Origin of the sequence: Streptomyces sp. NPDC088350 (assembly GCF_044753545.1) — a bacterium.
GTDB lineage: Bacteria > Actinomycetota > Actinomycetes > Streptomycetales > Streptomycetaceae > Streptomyces.
This window is the reverse complement of the sequence record NZ_JBIVNL010000024.1, coordinates 1-22,979: the sequence shown is the minus strand read 5'-3', so window position 1 is coordinate 22,979 and position 22,979 is coordinate 1. Positions and strand designations below refer to the sequence as shown.

General features: G+C 70.6%; 18 protein-coding genes. 5 read left to right on the top strand and 13 right to left on the bottom strand.

All coding sequences use genetic code 11. The annotated features are described in order from the left end of the window. The first annotated feature begins 60 nt into the window (after positions 1–60). Together ACIQBL_RS47190 and ACIQBL_RS47185 are read left to right on the top strand one after the other, a co-directional pair. Entirely contained in the window at positions 61–834 is a 774-nt protein-coding gene (locus tag ACIQBL_RS47190; protein ID WP_401955037.1) for an ABC transporter ATP-binding protein, read from the top strand. Continuing rightward, positions 831–2,438, top strand: coding sequence for a transporter (locus ACIQBL_RS47185; protein ID WP_401955035.1), 1,608 nt, complete (start codon positions 831–833; stop codon positions 2,436–2,438). The genes ACIQBL_RS47190 and ACIQBL_RS47185 overlap by 4 nt, the downstream gene beginning before the upstream one ends. A 114-nt stretch (positions 2,439–2,552) precedes the next feature. On the opposite strand, the gene ACIQBL_RS47180 is transcribed toward ACIQBL_RS47185, so the two are convergent. Then, a complete protein-coding gene (locus ACIQBL_RS47180) occupies positions 2,553–3,410 on the bottom strand; it encodes an alpha/beta fold hydrolase (RefSeq protein ID WP_401955033.1) in 858 nt (285 codons plus the stop codon). Between the two features lie 581 nt (positions 3,411–3,991). After that, a complete protein-coding gene (locus ACIQBL_RS47175) occupies positions 3,992–4,684 on the bottom strand; it encodes a metal-dependent transcriptional regulator (RefSeq protein ID WP_352183275.1) in 693 nt (230 codons plus the stop codon). Positions 4,685–4,933: 249 nt separating this feature from the next. On the opposite strand from ACIQBL_RS47175, the gene ACIQBL_RS47170 reads away from it, so the two are divergent. Beyond that, positions 4,934–5,689, top strand: a complete 756-nt coding sequence (locus ACIQBL_RS47170) for an SIS domain-containing protein (RefSeq protein ID WP_401955031.1) — start codon at positions 4,934–4,936, stop codon at positions 5,687–5,689. Between the two features lie 7 nt (positions 5,690–5,696). On the opposite strand, the gene ACIQBL_RS47165 is transcribed toward ACIQBL_RS47170, so the two are convergent. Together ACIQBL_RS47165 and ACIQBL_RS47160 are read right to left on the bottom strand one after the other, a co-directional pair. Further along, the gene (locus ACIQBL_RS47165) at positions 5,697–7,121 is read right to left on the bottom strand and encodes a PAS domain-containing protein (protein WP_401955029.1); all 1,425 of its coding nucleotides are present in this window, start codon (positions 7,119–7,121) and stop codon (positions 5,697–5,699) included. A gap of 141 nt (positions 7,122–7,262) precedes the next feature. Further along, on the bottom strand, positions 7,263–7,706 hold the full coding sequence (locus tag ACIQBL_RS47160; RefSeq protein ID WP_401955027.1) for a GNAT family N-acetyltransferase: 444 nt from the start codon (positions 7,704–7,706) through the stop codon (positions 7,263–7,265). Positions 7,707–8,307: 601 nt separating this feature from the next. Here ACIQBL_RS47160 and iscB point away from each other — a divergent pair. Continuing rightward, positions 8,308–9,663, top strand: a complete 1,356-nt coding sequence (iscB, locus tag ACIQBL_RS47155; protein WP_401955025.1) for an RNA-guided endonuclease IscB — start codon at positions 8,308–8,310, stop codon at positions 9,661–9,663. 277 nt (positions 9,664–9,940) lie between these two features. Here iscB and pdxH read toward each other — a convergent pair whose 3' ends face one another. After that, on the bottom strand, positions 9,941–10,660 hold the full coding sequence (gene pdxH / locus ACIQBL_RS47150) for a pyridoxamine 5'-phosphate oxidase (protein WP_401955023.1): 720 nt from the start codon (positions 10,658–10,660) through the stop codon (positions 9,941–9,943). A gap of 154 nt (positions 10,661–10,814) precedes the next feature. Here pdxH and ACIQBL_RS47145 point away from each other — a divergent pair, with 154 nt between their 5' ends. Further along, positions 10,815–11,927, top strand: a complete 1,113-nt coding sequence (locus ACIQBL_RS47145) for a citrate synthase 2 (RefSeq protein ID WP_401955021.1) — start codon at positions 10,815–10,817, stop codon at positions 11,925–11,927. 91 nt (positions 11,928–12,018) lie between these two features. Here the strand turns inward: ACIQBL_RS47145 and ACIQBL_RS47140 are convergent, their stop codons facing one another. The 8 genes from ACIQBL_RS47140 to ACIQBL_RS47105 are packed head-to-tail and all read right to left on the bottom strand — an operon-like array spanning position 12,019 to position 22,182. After that, on the bottom strand, positions 12,019–12,645 hold the full coding sequence (locus ACIQBL_RS47140; RefSeq protein ID WP_401955019.1) for a TetR/AcrR family transcriptional regulator: 627 nt from the start codon (positions 12,643–12,645) through the stop codon (positions 12,019–12,021). Beyond that, positions 12,633–13,367, bottom strand: coding sequence for an enoyl-CoA hydratase family protein (locus ACIQBL_RS47135; protein ID WP_401955017.1), 735 nt, complete (start codon positions 13,365–13,367; stop codon positions 12,633–12,635). The genes ACIQBL_RS47140 and ACIQBL_RS47135 overlap by 13 nt, the downstream gene beginning before the upstream one ends. Then, positions 13,364–14,941 carry a 4-coumarate--CoA ligase family protein gene (locus ACIQBL_RS47130; protein WP_401955015.1) on the bottom strand — a complete coding sequence of 526 codons (1,578 nt, stop codon included), beginning with the start codon at positions 14,939–14,941 and terminating at the stop codon, positions 13,364–13,366. Before ACIQBL_RS47130 ends, ACIQBL_RS47135 begins: the two co-directional genes overlap by 4 nt. Positions 14,942–14,978: 37 nt before the next feature. After that, positions 14,979–16,124, bottom strand: a complete 1,146-nt coding sequence (locus tag ACIQBL_RS47125; RefSeq protein WP_401955013.1) for an acyl-CoA dehydrogenase family protein — start codon at positions 16,122–16,124, stop codon at positions 14,979–14,981. A 43-nt stretch (positions 16,125–16,167) separates the two neighbouring features. Beyond that, positions 16,168–18,018: a biotin carboxylase N-terminal domain-containing protein gene (locus ACIQBL_RS47120; RefSeq protein ID WP_401955112.1), complete on the bottom strand. Its 1,851-nt coding sequence runs from the start codon at positions 18,016–18,018 to the stop codon at positions 16,168–16,170. Positions 18,019–18,044: 26 nt separating this feature from the next. Next, positions 18,045–19,643: an acyl-CoA carboxylase subunit beta gene (locus ACIQBL_RS47115; RefSeq protein WP_401955011.1), complete on the bottom strand. Its 1,599-nt coding sequence runs from the start codon at positions 19,641–19,643 to the stop codon at positions 18,045–18,047. Then, the gene (locus tag ACIQBL_RS47110) at positions 19,640–21,460 is read right to left on the bottom strand and encodes an acyclic terpene utilization AtuA family protein (protein WP_401955009.1); all 1,821 of its coding nucleotides are present in this window, start codon (positions 21,458–21,460) and stop codon (positions 19,640–19,642) included. The genes ACIQBL_RS47115 and ACIQBL_RS47110 overlap by 4 nt, the downstream gene beginning before the upstream one ends. After that, positions 21,382–22,182 (bottom strand): TIGR03084 family metal-binding protein, encoded by an 801-nt coding sequence (locus tag ACIQBL_RS47105; RefSeq protein WP_401955007.1) that lies wholly within the window; start codon positions 22,180–22,182, stop codon positions 21,382–21,384. Before ACIQBL_RS47105 ends, ACIQBL_RS47110 begins: the two co-directional genes overlap by 79 nt. Positions 22,183–22,979: the final 797 nt, after the last annotated feature.

Sequence of the window (22,979 nt, the reverse complement as noted above, 5' to 3'; positions counted from 1 at the left end):
GTTGCTCGCGCAGTTCCCCGCGCCCCTATCGGGGCGCTGCAGTGACCGTAGGGTTGATTCATGACGTCAGCCGCTGTGCGCGTACATGGGCTCTGGAAGCGGTTCGGGCAGCAAGTCGCTGTTGCCGGGATCGATCTGGAGTTGCCTGCCGGGAAGTTCATTGGGCTGGTCGGGCCCAACGGGGCCGGAAAGACCACCACCCTCTCCATGGTGACCGGGTTGCTGCGGCCCGATCAGGGGACTGTCGAGGTCGTCGGGCACGACGTATGGGCGGACCCCGTGGCCGTGAAGGCACGGATCGGGGTGCTGCCGGAGGGACTTCGCCTCTTCGAACGGCTCTCGGGGCGGGAACTCCTCGGCTACAGCGGGCGGTTGCGGGGGCTGCCCGGGGCCGAGGTGGACAAGCGGGCCGCGCAGCTGCTCGACGTGCTCGATCTGGCCGGTGCCCAGCACAAGCTCGTCGTCGACTACTCGACCGGTATGCGCAAGAAGATCGGGCTCGCCGCCGCTCTCCTCCACAACCCCGAAGTCCTGTTCCTGGACGAGCCGTTCGAGGGCGTCGACCCGGTCTCCGCGCAGACCATCCGGGGCGTCCTGGAGCGCTACACCGCCTCCGGCGCCACCGTCGTCTTCTCCTCCCACGTCATGGAACTCGTCGAGTCGCTCTGCGACTGGGTCGCCGTGATGGCCGCCGGCCGCATCCGCGCCCAGGGCACCCTCGCCGAGGTGCGCGGCCAAGCGCCCACCCTCCAGCAGGCGTTCCTCGAACTCGTCGGCGCCGGCGCCCGCGACCACGGCTCCGACCTCGACTGGCTCGGCGGCGGCACCCGATGAACGACACCACGACACCCGCCTCGATCACCCCCGTCGTCGTACGCCTGAAGCTGTCCCTGCTCCGCAACGGTCTACGGCAGTCCGGTGGCCGGCGGGCCGCGTATGCCGCGTCGGCGGTGGTGGCGCTGCTGTTCGCGGCGCTCCAGTTGCTCGGCCTGATCTCGCTGCGCGGGGACGCGCACGCGGACTCCGTGGTCGTACTCCTCGTGGCGGTACTGGGGTTGGGCTGGGCGGTGATGCCGCTGTTCTTCCCGTCCGGCGACGAGACCCTCGACCCAACTCGCCTGGTGATGCTGCCACTTCGGCCCCAACCCTTGGTACGGGCGCTGCTGGCGGCCTCGTTGGTCGGTATCGGGCCGCTGTTCACGCTGGTGCTGCTACTCGGGTCGGTGATCGCGGTCGCGCACGGCGCCGCCGCGTACGTCACGGCGGTCCTGGCGCTCCCGCTCGCCCTGCTGATCTGCGTGGCGCTCGCGCGGGCCGTCGCCACCGCCAACATCCGCCTGCTGACCAGCAGGAAGGGGCGGGACCTGGCGGTGCTGAGCGGGCTGGTGATCGCGGTCGGGGCGCAGTTGGTCAACTTCGGCGCGCAGCGGCTTGGTTCGTCCGGACTGGCTCAACTCGACCCGGCGGGCGAGGTGTTGCGCTGGGTGCCACCCGCGTCGGCGGTCGGCGCGGTGGACTCGGCGAGCAGGGGTTCGTACGGCCTGGCGTCAACCCAACTCGCCCTGTCCGTCGGCGCATTGGCGGGCCTGCTGACCCTCTGGTCGCGCACGCTGACCCGGCTGATGACCGCACCCGACGGCTCCACCCTCCAGTCCGCCGAACCGGCCGCGAAGGACAGGACAGCCACCGGCGGCCTGGCCCGTCTCCTCCCGTCCGGCCGCACCGGCACGGTCATGGAACGCAGCCTGCGCTACGTCTGGCGCGACCCCAAGACCAAGGCCGCGTGGGTGACTTCGCTGGCGATCGGCCTGATCGTGCCGGTGTTCAACGCGCTGCAGGGCACCGGCTCCGTCTACTTCGCGTGCTTCGCCGCCGGGATGCTCGGCATCCAGATGTACAACCAGTTCGGCCAGGACACCTCGGCGTTCTGGATGGTCGCGATGACGATCTCCACGACCCGGGACGCCTACGTCGAACTCCGCGCCCGCGCCCTCGCGTTGCTGGTGATCACCCTCCCGTACGCGGTCCTCGTGACCGTCCTGACGACAGCGATGCTCGGCGACTGGCCCCGGCTCCCGGAAGTCCTCGGTCTCTCCTTCGCCCTCCTCGGCGCGATGCTCGCCACCGGCGCCTGGACCTCCGCCCGCTTCCCCTACTCCATCCCCCAGGGCAGCCACAAAAACGTCGCCCCCGGCCAGTCCGGCCTCGCCTGGATCTCCATCTTCGGCGGCATGATCTCAGCGGCCCTCCTGTGCGCCCCGGTCATCGCCCTGACGATCTGGGCCAACGTCAGCGCGGACGGCGACCAGTGGAGCTGGGTCCTGCTGCCGGTGGGGGCGGGTTACGGGGCGACGATCACGTATGCGGGACTGCGGTTGGCGGCACCGGGAACGGCGAGGCGCCTACCGGAGATCTTGGCGGCGGTAAGCAAGGGCTGACTTTTCAGGCCACGGGAGCCGCGTTCTTTTAGGGGCGCGGGGAACTGCGCGACCAGCCCCAACGCACCCGCACCCGCCCACGACAGAGAACCCCCGAGCTCCTAGGCGCAGAAATCACACCAGCACCCCATCAAGAAACGGCTCGACAGCCGCCCGCCAAGCCGCCGGCTGGTCGTAGTGCACCAGATGCCCGGCATCGGCAACCTCCGCGTACTCCCCCCGTGGCAGCACCCGAACCATCTCCTGCGCCTCCGCCCGCCCCAACTCCCCGTCCAGCCCCCGCACCACAAGAGAAGGACACTGCACCTGAGCCAACTCCTCCCAGTGCGCGTCGTACACCCACGTCTCCCGGGACTTCAGCATCTGCTCCGGCTCGAACACCGGCCGCCACCCGTCGGCAGACTCGTGCATCACCTCGGCGTAGAACTCCCCACGGGAGGGATTCGGCCGCTCCACCCAGGGATCGTCCTCGCCGAACCACTTACGGACATCCGCGAGCGTGGCGAAGGGCACGGGCCACGACTCGAACCAGTCGGCCCACTCCCGCTGCGACGCCGCCCCCAACGCGGACGCCCGCATGTCACAGATGATCAGCCCCCGCACCAGATCGGGCCGCTTCGCGGCGAGCTGCCACGCGGTCAGCGCGCCCATCGCGTGCCCGATGAGGACGACCGGGGCGAGCCCCAGCTGCTCCAGCGCGGCCTCCGCGTCCTCGACGTAGGCCTCGCGGGTGAAGGCCGCCTGCGGCGGTTTGTCGCTCTGGCCGTGGCCTCGCTGGTCGAGCGCGACGGCCCGGTGCCGCTCGGCGAGCCAGCGGGCGGTGGACGCCCAGTGCGAGGCACGGCCCATCAGGCCGTGCAGTAAGAGAACTCCGGGTGCCCGCTCGATCTCCCCCGACTTGGGAGGGTCCGCGAACTCCCATGCGGCCAGGCGTACGCCGCCTGCTCCGGTCACGTCGATGCGCCGCGCCATTGGTCCTGGCACCCCCCTAGCTCCGCACGGACCGCTCGCTCCCGCTTCGAGCCCACCGGTCCTGTGAACCACGCTCTGCCGCTCGTGCCGTTTCTTCTTGCTTCCGTCTCTCTCTTCTCTTGCTCGTCTCTTCCTACAGCTCACGCCCCGCGCGTTTCATCACCCACAGGTTATCGAATACAGATTCGAAAACGCTGTTTCCGGCCGCAACACCCCTCGTTCGAGTGACCGGACTCAAGGAATGATCGCCGCTGCCGAGGGGAGATCTTCAGCGGGAGGCGGACCGCTCGGGGAAACCGGTCCGCAGGGGATGACCTTGAGAGCTCGGGGCTCCGGGTCAGCACAGGGGAGGACAGGCCCCGGCGCCGTGCGGCGCCGGGGCCCTCTCCACGATTGCGGCACATCCTCCCGCCCCCTCACGGTCATATGCCTCACGCGACAGCCTGGCACGCGAAGCGTCCGAGCGCTGCGATTCAGCTCACTGAATCTTGGATTCGCCGAGATCGCCGACCGGTCCCGCGGAACGCCACAACTACCCCTCGCGCCCCACGAGTTGACGACCCACCGCGAAGAAGAACAGGTCAGCGCTTGGCGACGAACACATGCGAGGCGATGTCCGACTCCAGCTCGGCCGCCTCACCGCCGCTGCCCACCAGCACCCCGCCCGCCGACTCCGTCACACTCACCACCGAACCGGGCTGCACACCCGCCCGGCGCAGCGTGTACATGAGCTGCGCGTCCGTCTGGATGGGCTCGCCGATCCGGCGCACCACGACCGTCTTGCCGTCGACGCCGGGGTCGAGGTCGGCCAGCGACACCATGCCCTCGTCCAGGAACGGGTCCGCCCCGTCCTTCTCGCCCAGCTCCTCGAGACCGGGGATCGGATTGCCGTACGGCGACTCGGTGGGGTGGCGCAGCAGCTCCAGCACGCGCCGCTCCACGGCCTCGCTCATCACGTGCTCCCAGCGGCAGGCCTCGGCGTGCACCTGCTCCCACTCCAGGCCGATCACGTCGACGAGCAGGCACTCGGCGAGCCGGTGCTTGCGCATCACGCGCGTGGCGAGACGGCGCCCCTCGTCCGTCAGCTCCAGATGGCGGTCGCTGGCCACGGCCACCAGACCGTCGCGCTCCATGCGCGCCACCGTCTGGCTCACCGTCGGCCCGCTCTGGTCGAGCCGCTCGGCGATGCGGGCGCGCATGGGGACCACACCTTCCTCCTCCAGCTCGAGGATGGTGCGGAGATACATCTCCGTGGTGTCGATCAGTCCGGACATACGTGCCCCTCGATTACCTCTGCCCGAAGCTCGACGGCTCCGCGGCGCGTGCGCTGGCCCTGGACTCAATTCTGACGCATAGCACTGACAACCGTGCCGCGCCGTTGGAACCAGCCGGTTACAACCGGCTGCGGCGCCCCTCCCGACATGCTCCGCGGCGGGCCGGATCGCCCCGACCGCCGTATTGACATCCCCTTGGTCCAGACCGCACGGTGATCCGCGACACACACTCACCGAGGGGACTTCCGCATGAGCGACCGTACGCCTGCCGGCCAGTTCTTCGACGCCGCGATCACCCTCCTCCAGCGGGTCCGCGACGAAGAGGCCGACTCCGTCGAGGCGGCCGGCACGCTGCTCGCGGACACGGTGAGCGGTGGCGGGCGCCTCTTCGCCTTCGGTGCCGGGCACTCCTCGCTCGCGGCCCAGGACATCGTCTACCGCGCGGGCGGGCTCGCCCTGATGAACCTGCTCGCCGTCCCCGGAGTCGTCGGCGTCGACGTCATGCCGGCCACGCTGGGCTCCGCCCTGGAGCGCGTCGACGGCCTCGCCGGCGTCGTCCTGGAGACGTCACCGCTGCGCTCCGGCGACGCCCTGGTGATCATCTCCCTGTCGGGCCGCAACGCCCTGCCGGTCGAGATGGCCATGAAGGCCCGCTCCCTCGGCGTACGGGTCATCGGCGTGACGTCGGTGGCGTACGCCTCGGAGACGACGTCACGGCACGTCTCCGGGACGTACCTCAAGGACCACTGCGATGTCGTCCTCGACTCGAAGATCGCGATCGGCGACGCGGAACTCACCCTCGACGCCATCCCGGCCCCCTTCGCCCCCGCGTCCACAGTCGTCACCACGGCCCTCCTCCAGGCGGTCATGGCGACGGCGGCGACGGCCCTGGCCGAGCGCGGCATCGAACCGCCGCTGCTGCGCTCCGGGAACGTGGACGGCGGCCACGAGTGGAACGGCCGGGTGTTCGAGGAGTACCGGGACCGGATCTTCTACCAGCGCTGAGCCGCCCCTACCGCTTCTCGCCCGCCTCCCCGGCGAGATCCAGCGCCGCCGCGATCCGTACGGCCACGTCCTCGGCGTAGATCGAGTCGGGCCGCTCGAACGGGCTGCGTCCGCCGCCGCGCAGGAACGTCACGACCCCCAGCGTCCGCCCCCGGCTGCGCAGCACCGCGCACAGCGCGTGCACGGCGTCCACGGGCCACTGGCGGACGCGGGCCCATTCCCGTGCCTGCTCGGGCGGGGCGGTGCCGATGCTGGCCCGCACGGAGCCGACGCGTTCGACGCACTGGAGGGCGGGATGCCCCTCTCCGTAGCGCACCGGCAGCCCGGCCGCGCCGGCGAGCAGGCTGGGTCCCGGCGCACCCGTGGGCGTGGCGGCGACCCTGACGAGCCGTACGCCCGTAGTACGCGGCCCCTCGTTGTCGTTGTCGTTCAACGATCCGCCCACGACCCGGTCGACGATGGCGTGGTCGGCGAAACCGGCGAGGGCGAAGTCGAGGTGGACGGTCGCCGCGTCGCGCGGGTCCTCGCACTCGGCGGCGGCGCGGGCGGCGCGGTGCAGTTGCTGGGCGCGGAAGCGCAGCAGCGAGGCCTCCTGTTCGAGCTGCTTGGCCTCGGTGACGTCCTGGAAGAGCCAGCCGACGCCGAGCGGCACCGGTTCCTCGGTGAGCGGCGAGGCCAGCCGCAGGAAGCCGCTCCGCCAGCAGCGCCGCTGATGCCCCTCCGGCGTCCGTACGCTCACCCAGATCTCGGCGGGCGCCGGTGGCGCGCCCTCGGCGAGCACATGCGTGAGCGCGGCCTCCAGCTCCTCGACGCCCTGGGCGAGCAACTCGCCGAGGGGCCGCCCGAGCACGGAGGTGCGCCCGGTACCGAGCGCACGCGCGGCATGCGAGTTGACGACGGCGGGCCGCAGATCGGCATCGACGAGCACGACCCCCCAGGAGGCATCCTCAAAGAGGGCCTCACTGAGGGCGATCGACCTCTCCAGGTCGATCTGGGCATGCACCTCACTGAAGGCGCAGTAGACCCCGGCGGGCTTCCCGTCGGGCCCACGCACGGCGGCGGACTGGGTCCGCACCAGCACCCGCCCGCCATCCTTGGTCAGCAGCGCGAACTCGTTGACCTGCCGCCCGGGCGCCCGCATGGCGGACATGAGCCGCCCCTCGACCTCCTCGGCGTCCGCGCTCCGCACGGCCCACCCGGCCAGCCCGTGCCGCCCCACGGCCTCGGCCGCGGTCCAGCCGAGGATGCGCTCCGCCTCACGGTTCCAGTGCGTCAGCACCCCATCCGCGTCGAAGGCACACAGTGCCGCGTCCATCCCGTCCAGCAACGCGGCCAGCAGATCGGACCCACCGACCGCTTCGGGCCCGCCGTCCCGCTCGGGCTCGTCGGGACCCAACTCGTCGGTGGTCCCACTACGCCGGGAAGCACTCACCTGGACCCCCTGCAGGCTGCGTCCGCGGACACGACGCGTCGGTTCACTCACTCCCCCTCATTCAACTCGAACGTGACGCAGCACACACCGGGTTCCCGCAAGATTGAGGGAATCGTTGTACGACGCCGGCCCGTCCCCACGTCACCACATCAACCGCAGAGTGATCCACAGGTCGGTCTCCCCGTCCAGCACATACCGCTCGGTCTCGACGAAACCCCGCGCCTCGGCGAACCGCACCCCGTCCGCGTTGGCGGCCAGGACGACGGTCTCGATCACCCCGGCGCCGAGCGCACGCGCGCGCGTGAGGGCGTTTTCGTAGAGGGCCACTCCGTAGCCGCGCCTCCGGAACCCGGGCAGCACGCGCGCGATGACGGTCGCCACCGCGTCCTCGCCCTGCGGCGGGCGGACGGTGGAGCAGCCCACGAGCGTGTCCCCCAGGTACGCGTTCTCCAGCCGGTTCCGGCCGCTCCGCTCCCGCACCTCGTCGAGGGACAGCGCGGCGGGCGGCACGATCAGGTTGTGGACGTACCGCCAGTCCTGGAGCGCGTCCTCCCCGTCCACCGACTCGATCCGAAGCTCGGTCACCAGTCACCCCTCCACTGCGCACGTGCGCCTCGATCCGGCACGGCTCGAAGCCGCACCCCGTCTCTAGGTAGCAGAAAGATCGGCCGCGCGTTCGATCAATTCGATCTGTTCGCACGAAGGGGCGACTTTGGTTGGATCACTCCCCCAGGGCAGATCTCCTTCCCTAACGTCGACCACACACTTCGGAAAGGAGGCCACTCGCTCCCCGGACATCGACCGGAGTCCGTGCCGCCCGGCGGGCGGACGCCGAGTGGCCAGCCCCAGTCATCACGATCGAGGAGATCAGGGAGGTACCCCGATGACTACGTTTCCCGCAGGCGAACAGACCCACCAGGCTGTGCTTCCTCAGCAGCCCGCTCTGGAATCCGTGGGAGCAGACACCCCTGGGAGCAGGGACGAAACGGCTCACGGACACCCCGCCACCGCGCGGGGCACCGTCGGGGAACATGGGCGAGGGGAGACCGACGGGCGCGGTACCGGTGCCCGTCGGCGTCACGCCGAGCACGCTGCCACGGCGGCGGAGGCGGCAGAGAACCGGAGCGGTGACGCTCCCGCGCACAACCCGTCGGACACGAGTGGGATCGGCGCGAGCAGAGTCTTCGTGCTCGCCAAGGACGGACGGCCTCTCATGCCCTGCCATCCGGCCCGCGCCCGCGAACTCCTGGGAAAGGGACGGGCCGCGGTCGCCCGGCGGGTGCCGTTCACCATCCGGCTGAAAGACCGCACGCTCGCCGGCTCGGAAGTCGACGGAGTGCAATTACGCATCGACCCGGGCTCAAGAGGCACTGGTCTCGTCCTCACCGACGAGAAGAGGGAGGTCGACCGACAGGGCGCCACCATCACCGTCAGACGAGGGCTGATCGCGATCGAACTCCAGCACCGCGGCGATCAGATCCACCTGGGCATACGGCGACGCGCCGGCTACCGGCGCAGACGACGCTCGGCCAACTGCCGCTACCGAGCGCCCCGTTCGGACAACCGTCCCCGTCCCGCAGGATGGCTGCCGCCCTCCCTGCGCCACCGGGTCGACACCACCCGGTCCCTGGCAACCCGCCTGTGCCGCTACGCACCCGTCACCGAAGTCCACGTCGAGCGCGTCGCGTTCGACACCCATTCCATGAGTGCGGGGAGACGGCTCTCCGGAGCCGAGTACGGGCAGGGCACACTCGCCGGAACCACCGCACGCGCCTACCTCCACACCAAGGGGAACAGCGCCTGCGCCTACTGCGACGCCACCGACGTACCGCTGAACGTCGAGCACCTCAGCCCCCGCAGCCGAGGAGGCTCCGACCACATCGCCAACCTCGTCCTCGCCTGTGTCCCCTGCAACGAGGCCAAGGGCAGTAACCCGGTCGAGACGTTCCTCGCCGACCGGCCCGACCGCCTCGCGAAAATCCTGGAACAGACCAGGGCACCGCTCCGTGACGCCGCCGCCATGAACGCGACCCGATGGCGTCTCGCCGAGGCCATGGGCGCCCTCGGCAGGCCCGTACACGCCTGGTCGGGCGGGCGTACCAAGAGGAACCGCGAGGCCATGGGGCTCGCGAAGACGCACACCCTCGACGCGCTGTCCGTCGGCCGCCTGCGTCACGAGCGCGGCGACGCCATCGTGCGCCATCCCGGACAGGTGCTCGTGGCCACGGCCACCGGGCGCGGCTCCTACGCCCGTACGACCCCGGATCGGTTCGGCTTCCCGCGGCTTCACCGGGCTCGTGCCAAGCGGCACTTCGGGTACGTCACCGGTGATCTCGTACGGGCCACGGTGCCCTCCGGCAGGTGGGCGGGCCCGTGGACCGGCCGCATCTCCGTCCGGTCCAGGGGGCAGCACAGTCTGACGACGCCGGGAGGCCGCATCAACGTCTCGCACCGGAATCTGCGGCTCCTCCAGCGGGGCGACGGATACGGGTACAGCACGAGGCCGGAACCGGCGCGGTCAACAACCGGGAAAAGCGGTTGATCGACGGCCGACGGCTTCTTAGGGTGTGGCTTACGTAGGAAAGGAGGTGATCGGGTACATGAGTGAAACCCGGACGTACGAGGTGACTGCGGGCTAGTGGCCCGCCGTCGTACTCGGTTCGGCGCCGGACCAGCGTGTGCGAGTTGCGCGCAGCCGGCCTAACCCAACGCAGTCACCCGACCCGCGAGCTCGCCGGTACGTCCGGCCGGCTCCCCCGCCGTGAGGCGGAGGGACCTGAGCTCGCGGGTCGCCTGCGTTTGCCCTCAGGGCCCGTCGGTCAGGGGCTCAGGCGGTCCACGCGCCAGGTGCCGGCCGGCTCGGCTGTGTAGCGGAGGCGGTCGTGGAGGCGGTTTTCCCGGCCCTGCCAGAACTCGACCGTCTGCGGGGCGATGCGGAAGCCGCCCCAGTGCGGGGGGACCGGGACCTGTTCGCCCTCGGGGTAGCGGGCGAGGAGGTCGGCGTACGACGACTCCAGTTCGGTGCGGGAGCGGATCACCGAGGACTGGGTGCTGGCCCAGGCGCCGAGCTGGGAGCCGTGCGGGCGGGTGCGGAAGTACGCGGCGGTCTCGTCGCGGCCGGTGCGGCGGGCGGTGCCGGTGACCAGGACCTGGCGGGCCATCGGGTGCCAGGGGAAGAGCAGCGAGACATACGGGTTGACGCCCAGTTCGCGGGCCTTGCGGGAGCCGTAGTTCGTGTAGAAGACGAAGCCCTGTGCGTCGTAGTGCTTCATCAGGACCGTGCGGGAGCTGGGGCGGCCCTCGGCGTCGGCGGTGGAGACGACCATGGCGTTCGGTTCGTAGACCAGCTCCTGGAGCGCCGCCTCCTCGAACCAGCGGCCGAACTGTGCCATGGGGTCGGCTGCCACGTCGTTCTCGTCGAGGCCCTCCGCGCGGTACTGCTCGCGCATCGCGGCGGGGTCGAGGCGGGGATCACGGGCGGCGGTATCGCGGGCGGCGGCTTCACCGTCGGTGGGATCGCGGTCGGTCACGGCGGTCATCTTGCCGTACGACCGGGTGCGGCCACGAGTTCGGGTGGCACTCAGTGCCGCAGACCCTCCCCCCGCGTGGCACTCGGCGTTATGGTGCTGATGTCTCTATCTTCGGCCCGCGAGTCCCGAGCGACCGTGGAGCCACAGCATGAGGAGCCGCCTGATGCCCGACTTCGACCCCTCCTTTGTACCCGGACTCGAAGGAGTCGTCGCGTTCGAGACGGAGATCGCCGAACCGGACAAGGAAGGCGGCGCCCTGCGGTACCGGGGCGTCGACATCGAGGATCTGGTCGGTCACGTCTCGTTCGGCAACGTCTGGGGGCTGCTCGTCGACGGCGCCTTCAACCCCGGGCTGCCGCCGGCCGAGCCGTTCCCGATCCCGGTGCACTCCGGTGACATCCGCGTCGACGTACAGTCCGCGCTGGCCATGCTCGCGCCCGTGTGGGGCCTCAAGCCCCTCCTCGACATCGACGAGGAGCAGGCCCGCGACGACCTCGCCCGCGCGGCCGTGATGGCGCTGTCGTACGTCGCGCAGTCCGCGCGCGGGCAGGGCAACGCGATGGTGCCGCAGCGGGAGATCGACAAGGCGCAGTCCGTTGTCGAGCGGTTCATGATCCGGTGGCGGGGTGAGCCCGATCCGAAGCATGTCGCCGCCGTGGACGCGTACTGGACGTCCGCCGCCGAGCACGGCATGAACGCGTCGACGTTCACGGCTCGGGTCATCGCCTCTACTGGTGCGGATGTGGCCGCCGCGCTGTCCGGGGCCGTGGGGGCGATGTCCGGGCCGTTGCACGGGGGTGCGCCGTCTCGTGTGCTCGGGATGATCGAGGAGATCGAGCGGACGGGGGACGCGGAGGCGTATGTCCGGCAGGCGCTCGACAAGGGTGAGCGGTTGATGGGGTTCGGGCACCGGGTGTACCGGGCCGAGGATCCTCGGGCTCGTGTACTGCGGCGCACGGCGCGGGAGTTGGGGGCGCCGCGGTTCGAGATCGCGGAGGCGTTGGAGAAGGCGGCGCTGGCGGAATTGCATGCGCGGCGGCCTGATCGGGTGCTGGCGACCAACGTCGAGTTCTGGGCGGCGATCGTGCTGGACTTCGCGGAGGTGCCGGCGCACATGTTCACGTCGATGTTCACGTGTGCGCGGACCGCGGGGTGGTCGGCGCACATTCTTGAGCAGAAGCGGACGGGGAGGCTTGTGCGGCCTTCTGCTCGGTATGTGGGGCCGGAGTCTCGTGGGCCTCAGTCGATCGAGGGGTACTCGGATATCGCCCACTGAAGAGGGGCTTGAGGAGCGTGGGCGACTGCGGGCCTGATGTGGCTGGTCGCGCCCGCGCGGCGGAGCCGCAAATTGACACAGCCCCGCGCCCCTAGGTGGATCGCCCCAAGGCGTGCTCCAGCAGTGCTGCCCATTGGGCTACCACCCGCTCCCGCCTGCCCCTGTCGTCCGTGAGCAGGTTGGCCAGGCCCAGGCCTCTTGCCATGTCGAGCAGGCCCTGGACTGTTTCGCGCACGCCCGGTCTCGACTCGTCCGCGTCCAGCAACTCCACCGCGATACGGTGAGTCTCACGGCCCACCTTCGCCTCCAACTCCGTTACCCGGGGGCGGAGTTGCTCCTCGTTCGAGGCGGCTACCCAGAGGTGGAGGGCGGCTCGGAACAGGGGGCCCGTGTAGAGGTCCACCAGGGCCTCGATCACGATGCGGCGGTCTTCGGCGCCCTGTGGGAACAGGGCCCGGAGGGCCGTGGAGCGTTCCTCGGCGACGTATTCGACGGCCGCGGTGAAGAGGTCCTCGCGGGTCGGGAAGTGGTGTTGGGCGGCGCCTCGGGAGACGCCGGCGCGTTCGGCGACGACGGAGACCGTGGAGCCTGCCCAGCCGTGTTCGGCGAGGCAGGACACGGCGGCTTCCAGGAGGCGCTGCCGGGTGGCCCGGCTGCGGTCCTGCTTGGGTCTGCGGTCGACCGTGCCCGTCGGCGCCGCCGCGCTCACACCACCCATGCGGGATCCCGTCGTTCGAGAAAGGCCGTCATCCCCTCGCGGGCCTGCGCGGAGGCGAACAGCCGTGCCGAGAGCGCGGTCAGGTCGGCCGCGTCCCGGTCGAAGGTTTCCAGCACCCTAGCCGTGAGCAGCCGTTTCGTCTCGGCCAGGGCCTCGGGGGCGGCTCGGCGCAGGCCGTCGAGGATCGGGGTGAGAGTCTCGTCGACGTCCTTGCCCGCCGTCGTCAGCAGGCCTACGGCGACTGCTTCCGTCGCGTCGAAGCGTTCGCCGGTGAGGTAGTAGCGGGCCAGGGCGCGGGGGTCCGTGCGGGGCAGGAGGGGGAGGGAGATCACCGCCGGGGCGACTCCGATCCGTACCTCTGTGAAGGCGAAGGTGGACTCCGCGGATGCCGTCGCGATGTCGCAGGCCGCGAGGAGGCCGAGGCCGCCCGCCCGTACGTGGCCGGTCACTCGGGCGATCACCGGCTTGGGGAGTTCCACGATCCGGCGGAGTACGGCCACCAGGGCGTCGGGGTGCGGTGGGTTCCGCAGGTCCGCGCCCGCGCTGAACGTGTTCCCCGTGTGGGTGAGGACGATCGCCCGTACGTCCGGGTCCTTGGCGCACTCCGTCAGCGCGTCCGCCAACTCGGCCACCAGGGGCGCCGACAGCGCGTTCCGGGTGGACGGTGAGTCCAGGCTCAGGGTCTCGATGCCACGCGCGCGTGCACGACCGATCGACGTCATGCCCGGCCCCGCAGTTCCCGGCGCAGGATCTTGCCGGAGGCGGCTCGCGGGACGGCGTCGATGAAGGTGACCCGGCGGACCCGCTTGTAGGGGGCGACGCGCTCGGCGACGTACATCATGACCTCGCCCTCCGTCAGGTCCGAAGGGGCTACGGCCGGCTGTTGGCGGACCACGTACGCGTGCGGGACCTCGTTGTGGTCGTCGTTGTACTCGCCCACGACCGCCGCGTCGGCGATGCCGGGGTGGGTGAGCAGGAGGGCCTCCAGTTCGGCGGGGGCCACCTGGAAGCCCTTGTACTTGATGAGTTCCTTGACCCGGTCGACGACGAACAGCCAGCCGCCGGCGTCCACATGGCCGACGTCACCGGTGTGCAGCCAGCCGTCCCGGTCGATCATCGCGGCGGTGGCGTCGGGGCGTCCCAGGTAGCCCTTCATCACCTGGGGGCCGCGGATGAGGATCTCGCCGGCCTCGCCGATGCCCAGGTCCTTGTCGGGGTCGTCGAGGGAGACGATCCGCATCTCGGTGCCGGCGATGAGCTTGCCGACGGTTCCGGGGGGTGCGGTGGCCATGTCCCGTACGGGGACCACATGGGTGCCCGGGGACAGTTCCGTCATGCCGTACGCCTGGCCCACGGGCGGCAGGCCCAGGCGCTGTGCGCAGGCGGCGGCGAGGTTCGCGTCGAGGGGTGCGGCGGCGCTGATGACGTACTTCAGGGACGAGAGGTCGTACTGCGCGACCGCCGGGTGTTTGGCCAGGGCCAGGACGATCGGCGGGGCCACGTAGAGGCCGGTGATGCGGTGGTTCTCGATGGCCGCGAGGAAGGTCTCCAGCTCGAAGCGCGGGAGGACGACGACCGCGGCGCCCTTCCTCAGCGGGGCGTTCATGAGGGCGGTGAGACCGTAGATGTGGAAGAAGGGCAGTACGGCGAGGATGCGGTCGCCGGGGCCCATGGGGACCGCCGGTTCCAACTGGGCCAGGTTCGTGGCTATGTGGCGGTGGGTGAGCATCACGCCCTTGGGGAGGGCGGTCGTTCCCGACGAGTACGGGAGCGCCGCGATGTCCTCCGCCGGGTCGATGTCGACCACCGGCTCGGGGGCCGTCGAGGCGAGCATGTCGGCCAGTGAACGGTGTCCGGGCGCGCTGTCGCAGACGAATATCTCCTGGACGCCGCCCGCGAGTTCGGCGGCCCGGCGGGCCGCTTCCAGGAACGGTGACACGGTGACGATCCAGCGGGCCGCCGAGTCGCGCAGCTGCTTGGCGAACTCCTCCGGCGTGGCGAGCGGGTGCACCGTCGTGACGGAGGCACCCGCGCGCGTGGCGGCGTAGAAGGCCAGCGGGAAGGCGACCGTGTTCGGGCTGTGCAGGGCGAGGACGTCCCCCTTGCGTACGCCCGCCTCCGCCAGCCCGGCCGCGAGGCTGCGGTGGAACCGGTCCACCTGGGTGTACGTGAGGGTGGTGCCGTCCGTGCCGTCGATCAGGGCGGGTTCGTCCCCGAACTCGGCGGCGCGGGCCAACACCGCGTCGTGGATGGGGAGTTCTACGGGCGGAACGTCTGCGTACTCGCTGCGGAACATGGTTCCTCCTGGCACAGCACGGGCTTTGGGCTCGCCGCTAGTACGACTTGGGCAGACCCAGGGTCTGGTGGGAGACGTAGTTGAGAATCATCTCCCGGCTCACCGGAGCAATACGAGCCACGCGCGCGGCGGTTATCAACGAAGCGAGTCCGAACTCCCGCGTCAGCCCGTTCCCGCCCAGGGTGTGCACCGACTGGTCCACGGCCCGCACGCATGCCTCCCCCGCCGCGTACTTGGCCATGTTCGCGGCCTCGCCCGCGCCGACGTCGTCACCGGCGTCGTACAGATACGCCGCCTTCTGCATCATCAGGCGCGCCAGTTCGAGGTCGATGTGCGCCTGTGCGAGGGGGTGGGCGATGGCCTGGTGGGCGCCGATGGGGGCGTCCCACACGGTGCGGTCGCGCGCGTACTCGACGGCTCGGGCGAGCGCGTAGCGGCCCATGCCGATCGCGAAGGCGGCCGTCATGACGCGTTCGGGGTTGAGACCGGCGAAGAGTTGCAGCAGGCCCGCGTCCTCGTCGCCGACGAGGGCGTCGGCGGGCAGTCGTACGTCGTCCAGGGTCAGCTCGAACTGCTTCTCGGCGGCGGTGAGTTCCATGTCCATCTGGCGTCGCGTGAAGCCCTGTGCGTCGCGCGGGACGATGAACAGGCAGGGCTTGAGGTGGCCTGTGCGGCCCTCTCTATGGGACACAGTTTCTGTGCGGCCGACTATGAGGGTCGCGTCGGCCAGGTCCACGCCGGAGATGAAGACCTTGCGGCCGGTGAGGAGCCAGTCCGTGCCGTCTTTTCGGGCGGTGGTGGTGATGCGGTGGCTGTTGGAGCCGGCGTCGGGTTCGGTGATGCCGAAGGCCATGGTTCGGGTGCCGTCCGCCAGCGCGGGGAGCCAGGTCTGCTTCTGTTCTTCCGTGCCGAAGCGGGCGATTACCGTGCCGCAGATGGCTGGTGACACGACCATCATGAGGAGGGGGCAGCCTGCGGCGCCCAACTCCTCCAGGACGATGGAGAGTTCGGAGATGCCGCCGCCTCCGCCTCCGTATTCCTCGGGGAGGTTGACTCCCAGGTAGCCGAGTTTTGCTGCTTCTGACCAGAGTTGCTCTCGGTCGTAGGTGCGGCCGTGCCTTTTGCCTAGGGCGGATACAGCGTCACGTAGGGCTTTGTGCTCGTCTGTTTCGGTCGTGGGCATGTGGCTCCTTCGTTGTGGCTGGTCGCGCAGTTCCCCGCGCCCCTTAAGTTGGCTTCACTACCGCCAATAGGGCAGCGAGGTGTACTTGTTGGCCAGGTACTGCGTTCAGGGCCGTCAGCTGACCTGTGACCGGAGCTGTGATCTTGTGTTCCATCTTCATTGCCTCCAGCCAGAGGAGGGGGTCTCCGGCCTTTACGGCGGCTCCTACGGTCAGGCCCTCCGCGACCCTCACCACCGTGCCCGGCATGGGGGCCAGCAGTGAGCCGGGGGCGAGTTGGGCGGTTGGGTCGGGAAAGCGAGGGAGGGCCGTCAGGGTCGTCGTGTTCACGTACACCTGATCGGTGTCGTAGCGCGCTACCTCGAACTTCCTTCGTACGCCGTCCACTTCGAGTACGACGAAACCGGCGTCCGCGTGGATGACGCGCACCCCGTCCGCGGTCAGGCCCTGCCTCGTGTGGTGGTAGTGGACCTCGTGTTCCTCGCCCGCCATGGCGTACCGCTTCACCTGCGGCTGGGACGGTATGTTGCGCCAGCCGCCGGCGAAGCGGGAGCGGCCGTGGGTGTCGGCCAGGGCGGCGGCGAGGGGGGCGTGCGGATCGGGGGCGGCCTCCGTGAGTTCCGGGAGGTGGCGGGCGTAGAAGCCGGTGTCCATCGTGGCCGTCGTGAACTCCTTGTGGCGCAGGGAGCGTACGAGGAGGTCGCGGTTGGTGAGGGGGCCGTGGATCGTCGTTCGGTCCAGGGCTCCGGCCAGTTTGCGGACGGCCTCGGCTCGGGTGGGGGCGTGGGCCACGACCTTGGCGAGCATCGGGTCGTAGTGGACGCCGATCTCGTCTCCGTCGGTGTAACCGGTGTCCAGGCGGACGCCGTTCGGGACGGCCATGCGGTGCAGGGTTCCGGTCTGGGGGGTCCAGTCGCGGGAGGGGTCCTCGGCGTAGAGGCGGGCCTCGATGGCGTGGCCGTGGGGGTGGGGAGGGCTGCTTTCCAGGGGCCGGCCTTCCGCGACCCTCAGTTGCAGGGCAACCAGGTCGATGCCGAACACCGCCTCCGTGACCGGGTGTTCGACCTGGAGGCGGGTGTTCATCTCCAGGAAGTGGGCCGTGCCGTCGGGGGAGATCAGGAACTCGACCGTGCCGGCGCCCTCGTAGGAGACGGCGCGGGCGGCGCGGATCGCCAACTCGGGCAATTCCTGGGTGAGTTCTTCCGTCAGGCCCGGTGCCGGGGACTCCTCGATCACCTTCTGGTGGCGGCGTTGGAGGGAGCAGTCCCGGGTGCCGAGGGCCCATACCGTGCCGTGGGTGTCGGCGAGGATCTGCACCTCGACGTGCCGGCCGCCCTCCACGTAGGGCTCGACGAAGACCTCGCCGTCGCCGAAGGCGCTCATCGCCTCGGCTCGGGCGGCCGTCAACTCGGCTTCCAGGTCGGTGAGTCGGCGGACGATGCGCATGCCGCGTCCGCCGCCGCCCGCCGCCGCCTTCACCAGCACGGGGAGGTCGGCCTCGGTGACGTGCTCCAGGGGGGCGATGCCCATGAGTTCCTTGGCGCGGGTCTTGGACGCCATCGCCTCGATCGCCTCCGGGGGCGGCCCGATCCACACCAGGCCGGCGTCCAGGACGGCGCGGGCGAAGTCGGCGTTCTCGGAGAGGAATCCGTAGCCGGGGTGCACCGCGTCCGCGCCCGCCGCGACGGCCGCCTTCACGATCAACTCCCCGCGCAGATACGTCTCCTGGGGTGTCGACCCCGGCAGCCGTACCGTCGCGTCGGCCATGCGCGCGTGGAGCGCGTTCTCGTCCGCGTCCGAGTGCACGGCGACCGTGCGGATGCCCAGCTCGCGGCAGGTGCGGAAGACCCGGCAGGCGATCTCGCCCCGGTTGGCGACGAGGACGGTCGCGATCATGTGGTCCCTCGTGTCGGTCATGGGCCTCACATCCGGAAGACGCCGAAGCCACCGCGCGCGCCCTCGAAGGGCGCCGTGTGGATGGCGGACAGGCACAGGCCGAGGACGGTGCGGGTGTCGCGCGGGTCGATGACACCGTCGTCGTACAGCCGCCCCGACAGGAACATCGGCAGGGACTCGGACTCGATCTGCTGCTCCACCATGGCACGCAGCGCCGCGTCCGCGTCCTCGTCGTACGGCTGCCCCTTGGCGACCGCCGACTGGCGGGCGACGATCGACAGGACGCCGGCGAGTTGTTGGGGGCCCATGACGGCGGACTTGGCGCTGGGCCAGGCGAACAGGAAGCGGGGATCGTAGGCACGCCCGCACATGCCGTAGTGCCCGGCGCCGTACGAGGCGCCCATGAGGACGGACAGGTGCGGTACGCGGCTGTTGCTGACGGCGTTGATCATCATCGCGCCGTGTTTGATGATGCCGCCCTGTTCGTACTCCCTGCCGACCATGTAGCCGGTGGTGTTGTGCAGGAAGAGGAGGGGGATGTCGCGCTGATTCGCCAACTGGATGAATTGGGCGGCCTTTTGGGACTCCTGGCTGAACAACACGCCCTGCGCGTTGGCGAGTACGCCGACGGGATAGCCGTGCAAGCCGGCCCAACCCGTCACGAGGCTCGTGCCGTAGAGGGGCTTGAACTCGTCGAAGTCGGAGCCGTCGACGAGCCGGGCGACGACCTCGCGCGGGTCGAAGGGGGTCTTGAGGTCCCCCGGGACGATGCCGAGCAGCTCGTCCTCGTCGTACTTGGGGGGTGCGGCCGGGCCCGGATCGCCGTACGCCTTGCGGTGGTTGAGGCGGGCGACGACGCGGCGCGCCTGCCGCAGCGCGTCCTGCTCGTCGACGGCGAAGTGGTCCGCGAGCCCCGACACGCGTGCGTGCATCTCGGCGCCGCCGAGCGACTCGTCGTCGCTCTCCTCGCCGGTGGCCATCTTCACGAGCGGCGGCCCGCCGAGGAACACCTTGGCGCGCTCCTTGACCATGATCACGTGGTCGGACATGCCGGGGATGTAGGCGCCGCCGGCGGTCGAGTTGCCGAAGACGACGGCGATGGTGGGGATGCCGGCGGCCGAAAGGCGGGTCAGGTCGCGGAAGATGGCGCCGCCGGGGATGAAGATCTCCTTCTGGGAAGGGAGATCGGCGCCTCCGGACTCGACGAGGCTGATGCAGGGCAGCCGGTTGGCGAGGGCGATGTCGTTCGCGCGCAGGGCCTTCTTCAGCGACCAGGGATTGCTGGCTCCCCCGCGCACGGTCGGGTCGTTGGCGGTGATCAGGCACTCGACGCCCTCGACGACGCCGATGCCGGTGACGAGCGAGGCACCGACCGCGTAGTCGCTCCCCCAGGCGGCGAGCGGTGACAGTTCGAGGAAGGGTGTGTCGGGGTCCAGGAGCAGCTCGATGCGCTCGCGGGCGAGCAACTTGCCGCGTTCACGGTGCCGTTCGACGTACTTCGGCCCGCCCCCCGCAAGGGCTTTGGCGTGCTCGGCGTCGAGTTCGCCGAGCTTGGCGAGCATGGCCTCGCGGTTGGCCGTGCAGTCGGGACCGTTGGTGTCGAGGGCGGTCGGAAGGACGGTCACAGGAGGACCTCCGGGATGTCCAGACGACGGGAACGCAGCCATTCGCCCAGGGCCTTGGCCTGCGGATCGAAACGATGCTGGGCGGCGACGCCCTCGCCGAGAATCCCCTCGACGACGAAGTTGAGGGCACGGAGGTGAGGCAGCACGTGCCGGACGACTGTCAACTCACGCGTCTCCGGCAGGAGTTCACGGAACCTCTCGACGGTCAGCGCATGGGCGAGCCAGCGCCACGCCTCATCCGTACGCGCCCACACCCCCACGTTGGCGTTGCCTCCCTTGTCACCGCTACGGGCCCCGGCGACCACACCAAGGGCCGCCCGCGCCGTGGGCCCTTCCGGCAGCGGCTCGGGGAGGGCCGGCTGCGGAACGTCTTCCAGTACGAGGGTGTGGTGGGCCGGGGCCACAGCAACCCGGCGCCCGTCGTAGAGGACGGCCACATGGTCGACGGCACTATGGGGGACATACACATCGTCGAAGACGCCATAGGGCGCTCCCTTTCCAGGTGGGGTCAGCACATGGAAGCCGGGGTAACTGGCAAGCGCGAGCTCGACGGCAGCCGCGCTCAACGCCCGCCCGACGGTCTCCTGATCGGGATCCCGCACGACGAGCCGCAGCAACGCACTGGCGGTCTCCTCGGTGGAGGCGTCCGCATGGTCGGTACGGGCGAGATCCCAACGGAGTTCACCGGGCCGGGACTTGGCGTTCCCCTCGCCGAACGCGGCCTCCATCTGCTCCCGGACGAGAGCGGCCTTACGCTCGATGTCGAGCCCGGTGAGCACGAAGGTGACCTCGTTGCGGAAGCCGCCGAGCCGGTTGAGCCCGACCTTGAGGGAGGGCGGCGGAGCCTCGCCACGCACCCCCTCGATCCGAACCCGGTCGGGCCCGTCCCCACCGAGCCGTACGGTGTCGAGGCGAGCGGTGACATCGGGACCGGCGTACCGGGCGCCCTGCGTCTCGTAGAGGAGCTGCGCGGTGACGGTACCGACGTCCACGACCCCACCCGTGCCGGGGTGTTTGGTGATGACGCAGGAGCCGTCCTCATGAATCTCGGCGAGCGGAAACCCGGGCCTGCGGAGCTTCTCGGGCGCGCACTCGGTGAAGAAGGCGTAGTTGCCGCCGGTGGCCTGGGTACCGCACTCCAGCACATGTCCGGCGACCACAGCCCCCGCGAGCCGGTCGTAGTCGCCCGCCCCCCACCCGAAGTGGGCGGCTGCGGGCCCGGTGACCAGCGCGGCATCGGTGACGCGCCCGGTGACCACGACATCGGCCCCCGCGTCGAGGCAGGCGGCGATCCCGAAGCCGCCGAGATAGGCGTGCGCGGCAAGGGCATCCGGATACCGGGCGGCAAGATCGTCGCCCTCCACATGCGCGACGCGCACGGAAACCCCGAGCCGATCGGCCAACTTCCGTACGGCGTCGGCGAGTCCGGCGGGGTTGAGCCCCCCGGCGTTGGTGACGATCCGCACCCCGCGCTCATGGGCGAGACCGAGGCACTCCTCCAACTGCTTCAGGAAGGTACGGGCGTACCCGGCACCGGGGTCCTTCAGCCGGTCCCGCCCCAGGATGAGCATGGTCAGCTCGGCGAGGTAGTCACCGGTGAGGACGTCCAGCTGGCCGCCGGTGAGCATCTCGCGCAGGGCGTCGAAGCGGTCGCCGTAGAAGCCGGAGGCGTTGCCTATGCGGAGGGGTGCGGGCCGGGGTGTGAGAGGTGATCTGGGAGGGACTTCACTCCGGGGACTCACTGACCGGCCCCCTTCGGCTTCGGCGGGCGCCCGGCGCCGGGTGGGCCCGCGAAGGCCTGGGCGACGTCGAGCCATCGGTCGGCGTCCGGGCCTACCGCCTCCACCGCGAGGTCGGTGCGGTGGGCGCGCCGGGTGACGAGGAGACAGAAGTCGAGGGCGGGACCGGTGACGCGTTGGGGAGCGTTTTCGGAGCCATAGGCCCACAACTCACCCGAGGGAGCAAGGAGTTCAACGCGGAACTCCTCACTCGGCGGAGTGAGCCCATGCACACCGAAGGCGAAGTCACGTGCCCGCACACCGATGCGCACCACATGCCGGAGCCGGTCCGTGGGTGACCGGACCACACCGAGCGCGTCAGCAACGTCCTGGCCATGGGCCCAGGTCTCCATAAGACGGCCGGTGGCCATGGAGGCGGCGGACATGGGTGGCCCGTACCAGGGGAACCGGGTTCCTGTGGGTGCGGAGTACAGGGCGTCGAGCAGGGCCGCGCGCCCGGCTCGCCAACCGCTGAGGAGCTGTGCCGGCGGTTTCGCGGCGCCCTCCTCCGCCCCCTCGTCCACGAACGACTCCGGAGCGGCGAGCGCCTTCTCCACCAGCGCACGGAACGCTTCCTCGTCCGTCACGGCGAGCAGAGCCGAGTGATCGGTCCAGGCCAGGTGGGCGATCTGGTGGGCGACGGTCCACCGGGCGGCGGGGGTCGCGAACGCCCAGCCCTCCGGGCTCAACTCGGCTACCAGCCGGTCGAGTTCCTCGCTCTCCTCACGCAGGTCATCGAACACGTGCGTCGGATCGGACATGGGGGGAGCATGGCAGGGGCGGGATAAACAATCAAGCGCGCTTGCATTATTTGAGTGGGGGTGGGGTGAGAGGGAGGGGAAGGCAAGGGGCGGTGTTGTTGTGGCCCTGAGTCGTTGGAGGTGGCCGTTGGGCCGCCCGCTTCTTTGCCAGTGTCGGGCTTCCGCGCCCCGAGTAAAGGGCGCTCCCTGCGGTCGCGTCGGCTACGCCGATTCCGCTGCGCTCCACCCTTGACTCGGGCCGCTCCAGCCCGTTTCAGAAGCGAGCGGGCGGCCCGGAGGAATGGGTGGCCAGGCAGGTATCCCGTGGGGTGGGCTGCGCTGCGGGCCGGGGTGGCGGGGGCGCGTTCGCGTCTCGCCTGCACGCCGGGCAGGCTCGGCGGCCAACCCCCGGTGGGGACTGACGGAGGGGGTGATGCCGCCCACGCTGTGTGGCATGCCGGGCCGGGGGGGGCGGGGCGCGCCCGCCTCTCGCCTGCACGCCGGGCCGGTTCAGCGGCCAACCCCCGGTGGGGACTGACGGAGGGGGGCTGCTGCCCGGGCTGCGTTGCATGCCGGGCGGGGGTGGTGGGGGCGCGTTCGCGTCTCGCCTGCACGCCGGGCCGTCTCGGCGGCCAACGCCTGGTGGGGACATCCGTATCGGGGGAGGCCGCCCGGGCGTATCGGGGAGGCATCCCGGGCTGCGGTGCATGCGCCGGGCCGGTGGGCGGGGCGCGCCCGCGTCTCGCCTGCACGCCGGGCCGTCTCGGCGGCCAACCGCCGGTGGGGACGGACCTACCGAGCGGGGTGCGGGTGACGGG

Excerpts from the sequence above, each read along its gene's own strand:
- ACIQBL_RS47135 (WP_401955017.1), bottom strand. The coding sequence starts at position 13,367 with ATGACGTCGATCGGTCGTGCACGCGCGCGTGGCATCGAGACCCTGAGC.
- ACIQBL_RS47125 (WP_401955013.1), bottom strand. The coding sequence starts at position 16,124 with ATGCCCACGACCGAAACAGACGAGCACAAAGCCCTACGTGACGCTGTA.
- pdxH (WP_401955023.1), bottom strand. The coding sequence starts at position 10,660 with ATGACCGCCGTGACCGACCGCGATCCCACCGACGGTGAAGCCGCCGCC.
- ACIQBL_RS47145 (WP_401955021.1), top strand. The coding sequence starts at position 10,815 with ATGCCCGACTTCGACCCCTCCTTTGTACCCGGACTCGAAGGAGTCGTC.
- ACIQBL_RS47105 (WP_401955007.1), bottom strand. The coding sequence starts at position 22,182 with ATGTCCGATCCGACGCACGTGTTCGATGACCTGCGTGAGGAGAGCGAG.
- ACIQBL_RS47110 (WP_401955009.1), bottom strand. The coding sequence starts at position 21,460 with ATGGCTCGACGTCGCCCAGGCCTTCGCGGGCCCACCCGGCGCCGGGCG.
- ACIQBL_RS47180 (WP_401955033.1), bottom strand. The coding sequence starts at position 3,410 with ATGGCGCGGCGCATCGACGTGACCGGAGCAGGCGGCGTACGCCTGGCC.
- ACIQBL_RS47190 (WP_401955037.1), top strand. The coding sequence starts at position 61 with ATGACGTCAGCCGCTGTGCGCGTACATGGGCTCTGGAAGCGGTTCGGG.
- ACIQBL_RS47175 (WP_352183275.1), bottom strand. The coding sequence starts at position 4,684 with ATGTCCGGACTGATCGACACCACGGAGATGTATCTCCGCACCATCCTC.
- ACIQBL_RS47185 (WP_401955035.1), top strand. The coding sequence starts at position 831 with ATGAACGACACCACGACACCCGCCTCGATCACCCCCGTCGTCGTACGC.
- ACIQBL_RS47170 (WP_401955031.1), top strand. The coding sequence starts at position 4,934 with ATGAGCGACCGTACGCCTGCCGGCCAGTTCTTCGACGCCGCGATCACC.
- ACIQBL_RS47140 (WP_401955019.1), bottom strand. The coding sequence starts at position 12,645 with ATGGGTGGTGTGAGCGCGGCGGCGCCGACGGGCACGGTCGACCGCAGA.
- ACIQBL_RS47130 (WP_401955015.1), bottom strand. The coding sequence starts at position 14,941 with ATGTTCCGCAGCGAGTACGCAGACGTTCCGCCCGTAGAACTCCCCATC.
- ACIQBL_RS47120 (WP_401955112.1), bottom strand. The coding sequence starts at position 18,018 with ATGATCGCGACCGTCCTCGTCGCCAACCGGGGCGAGATCGCCTGCCGG.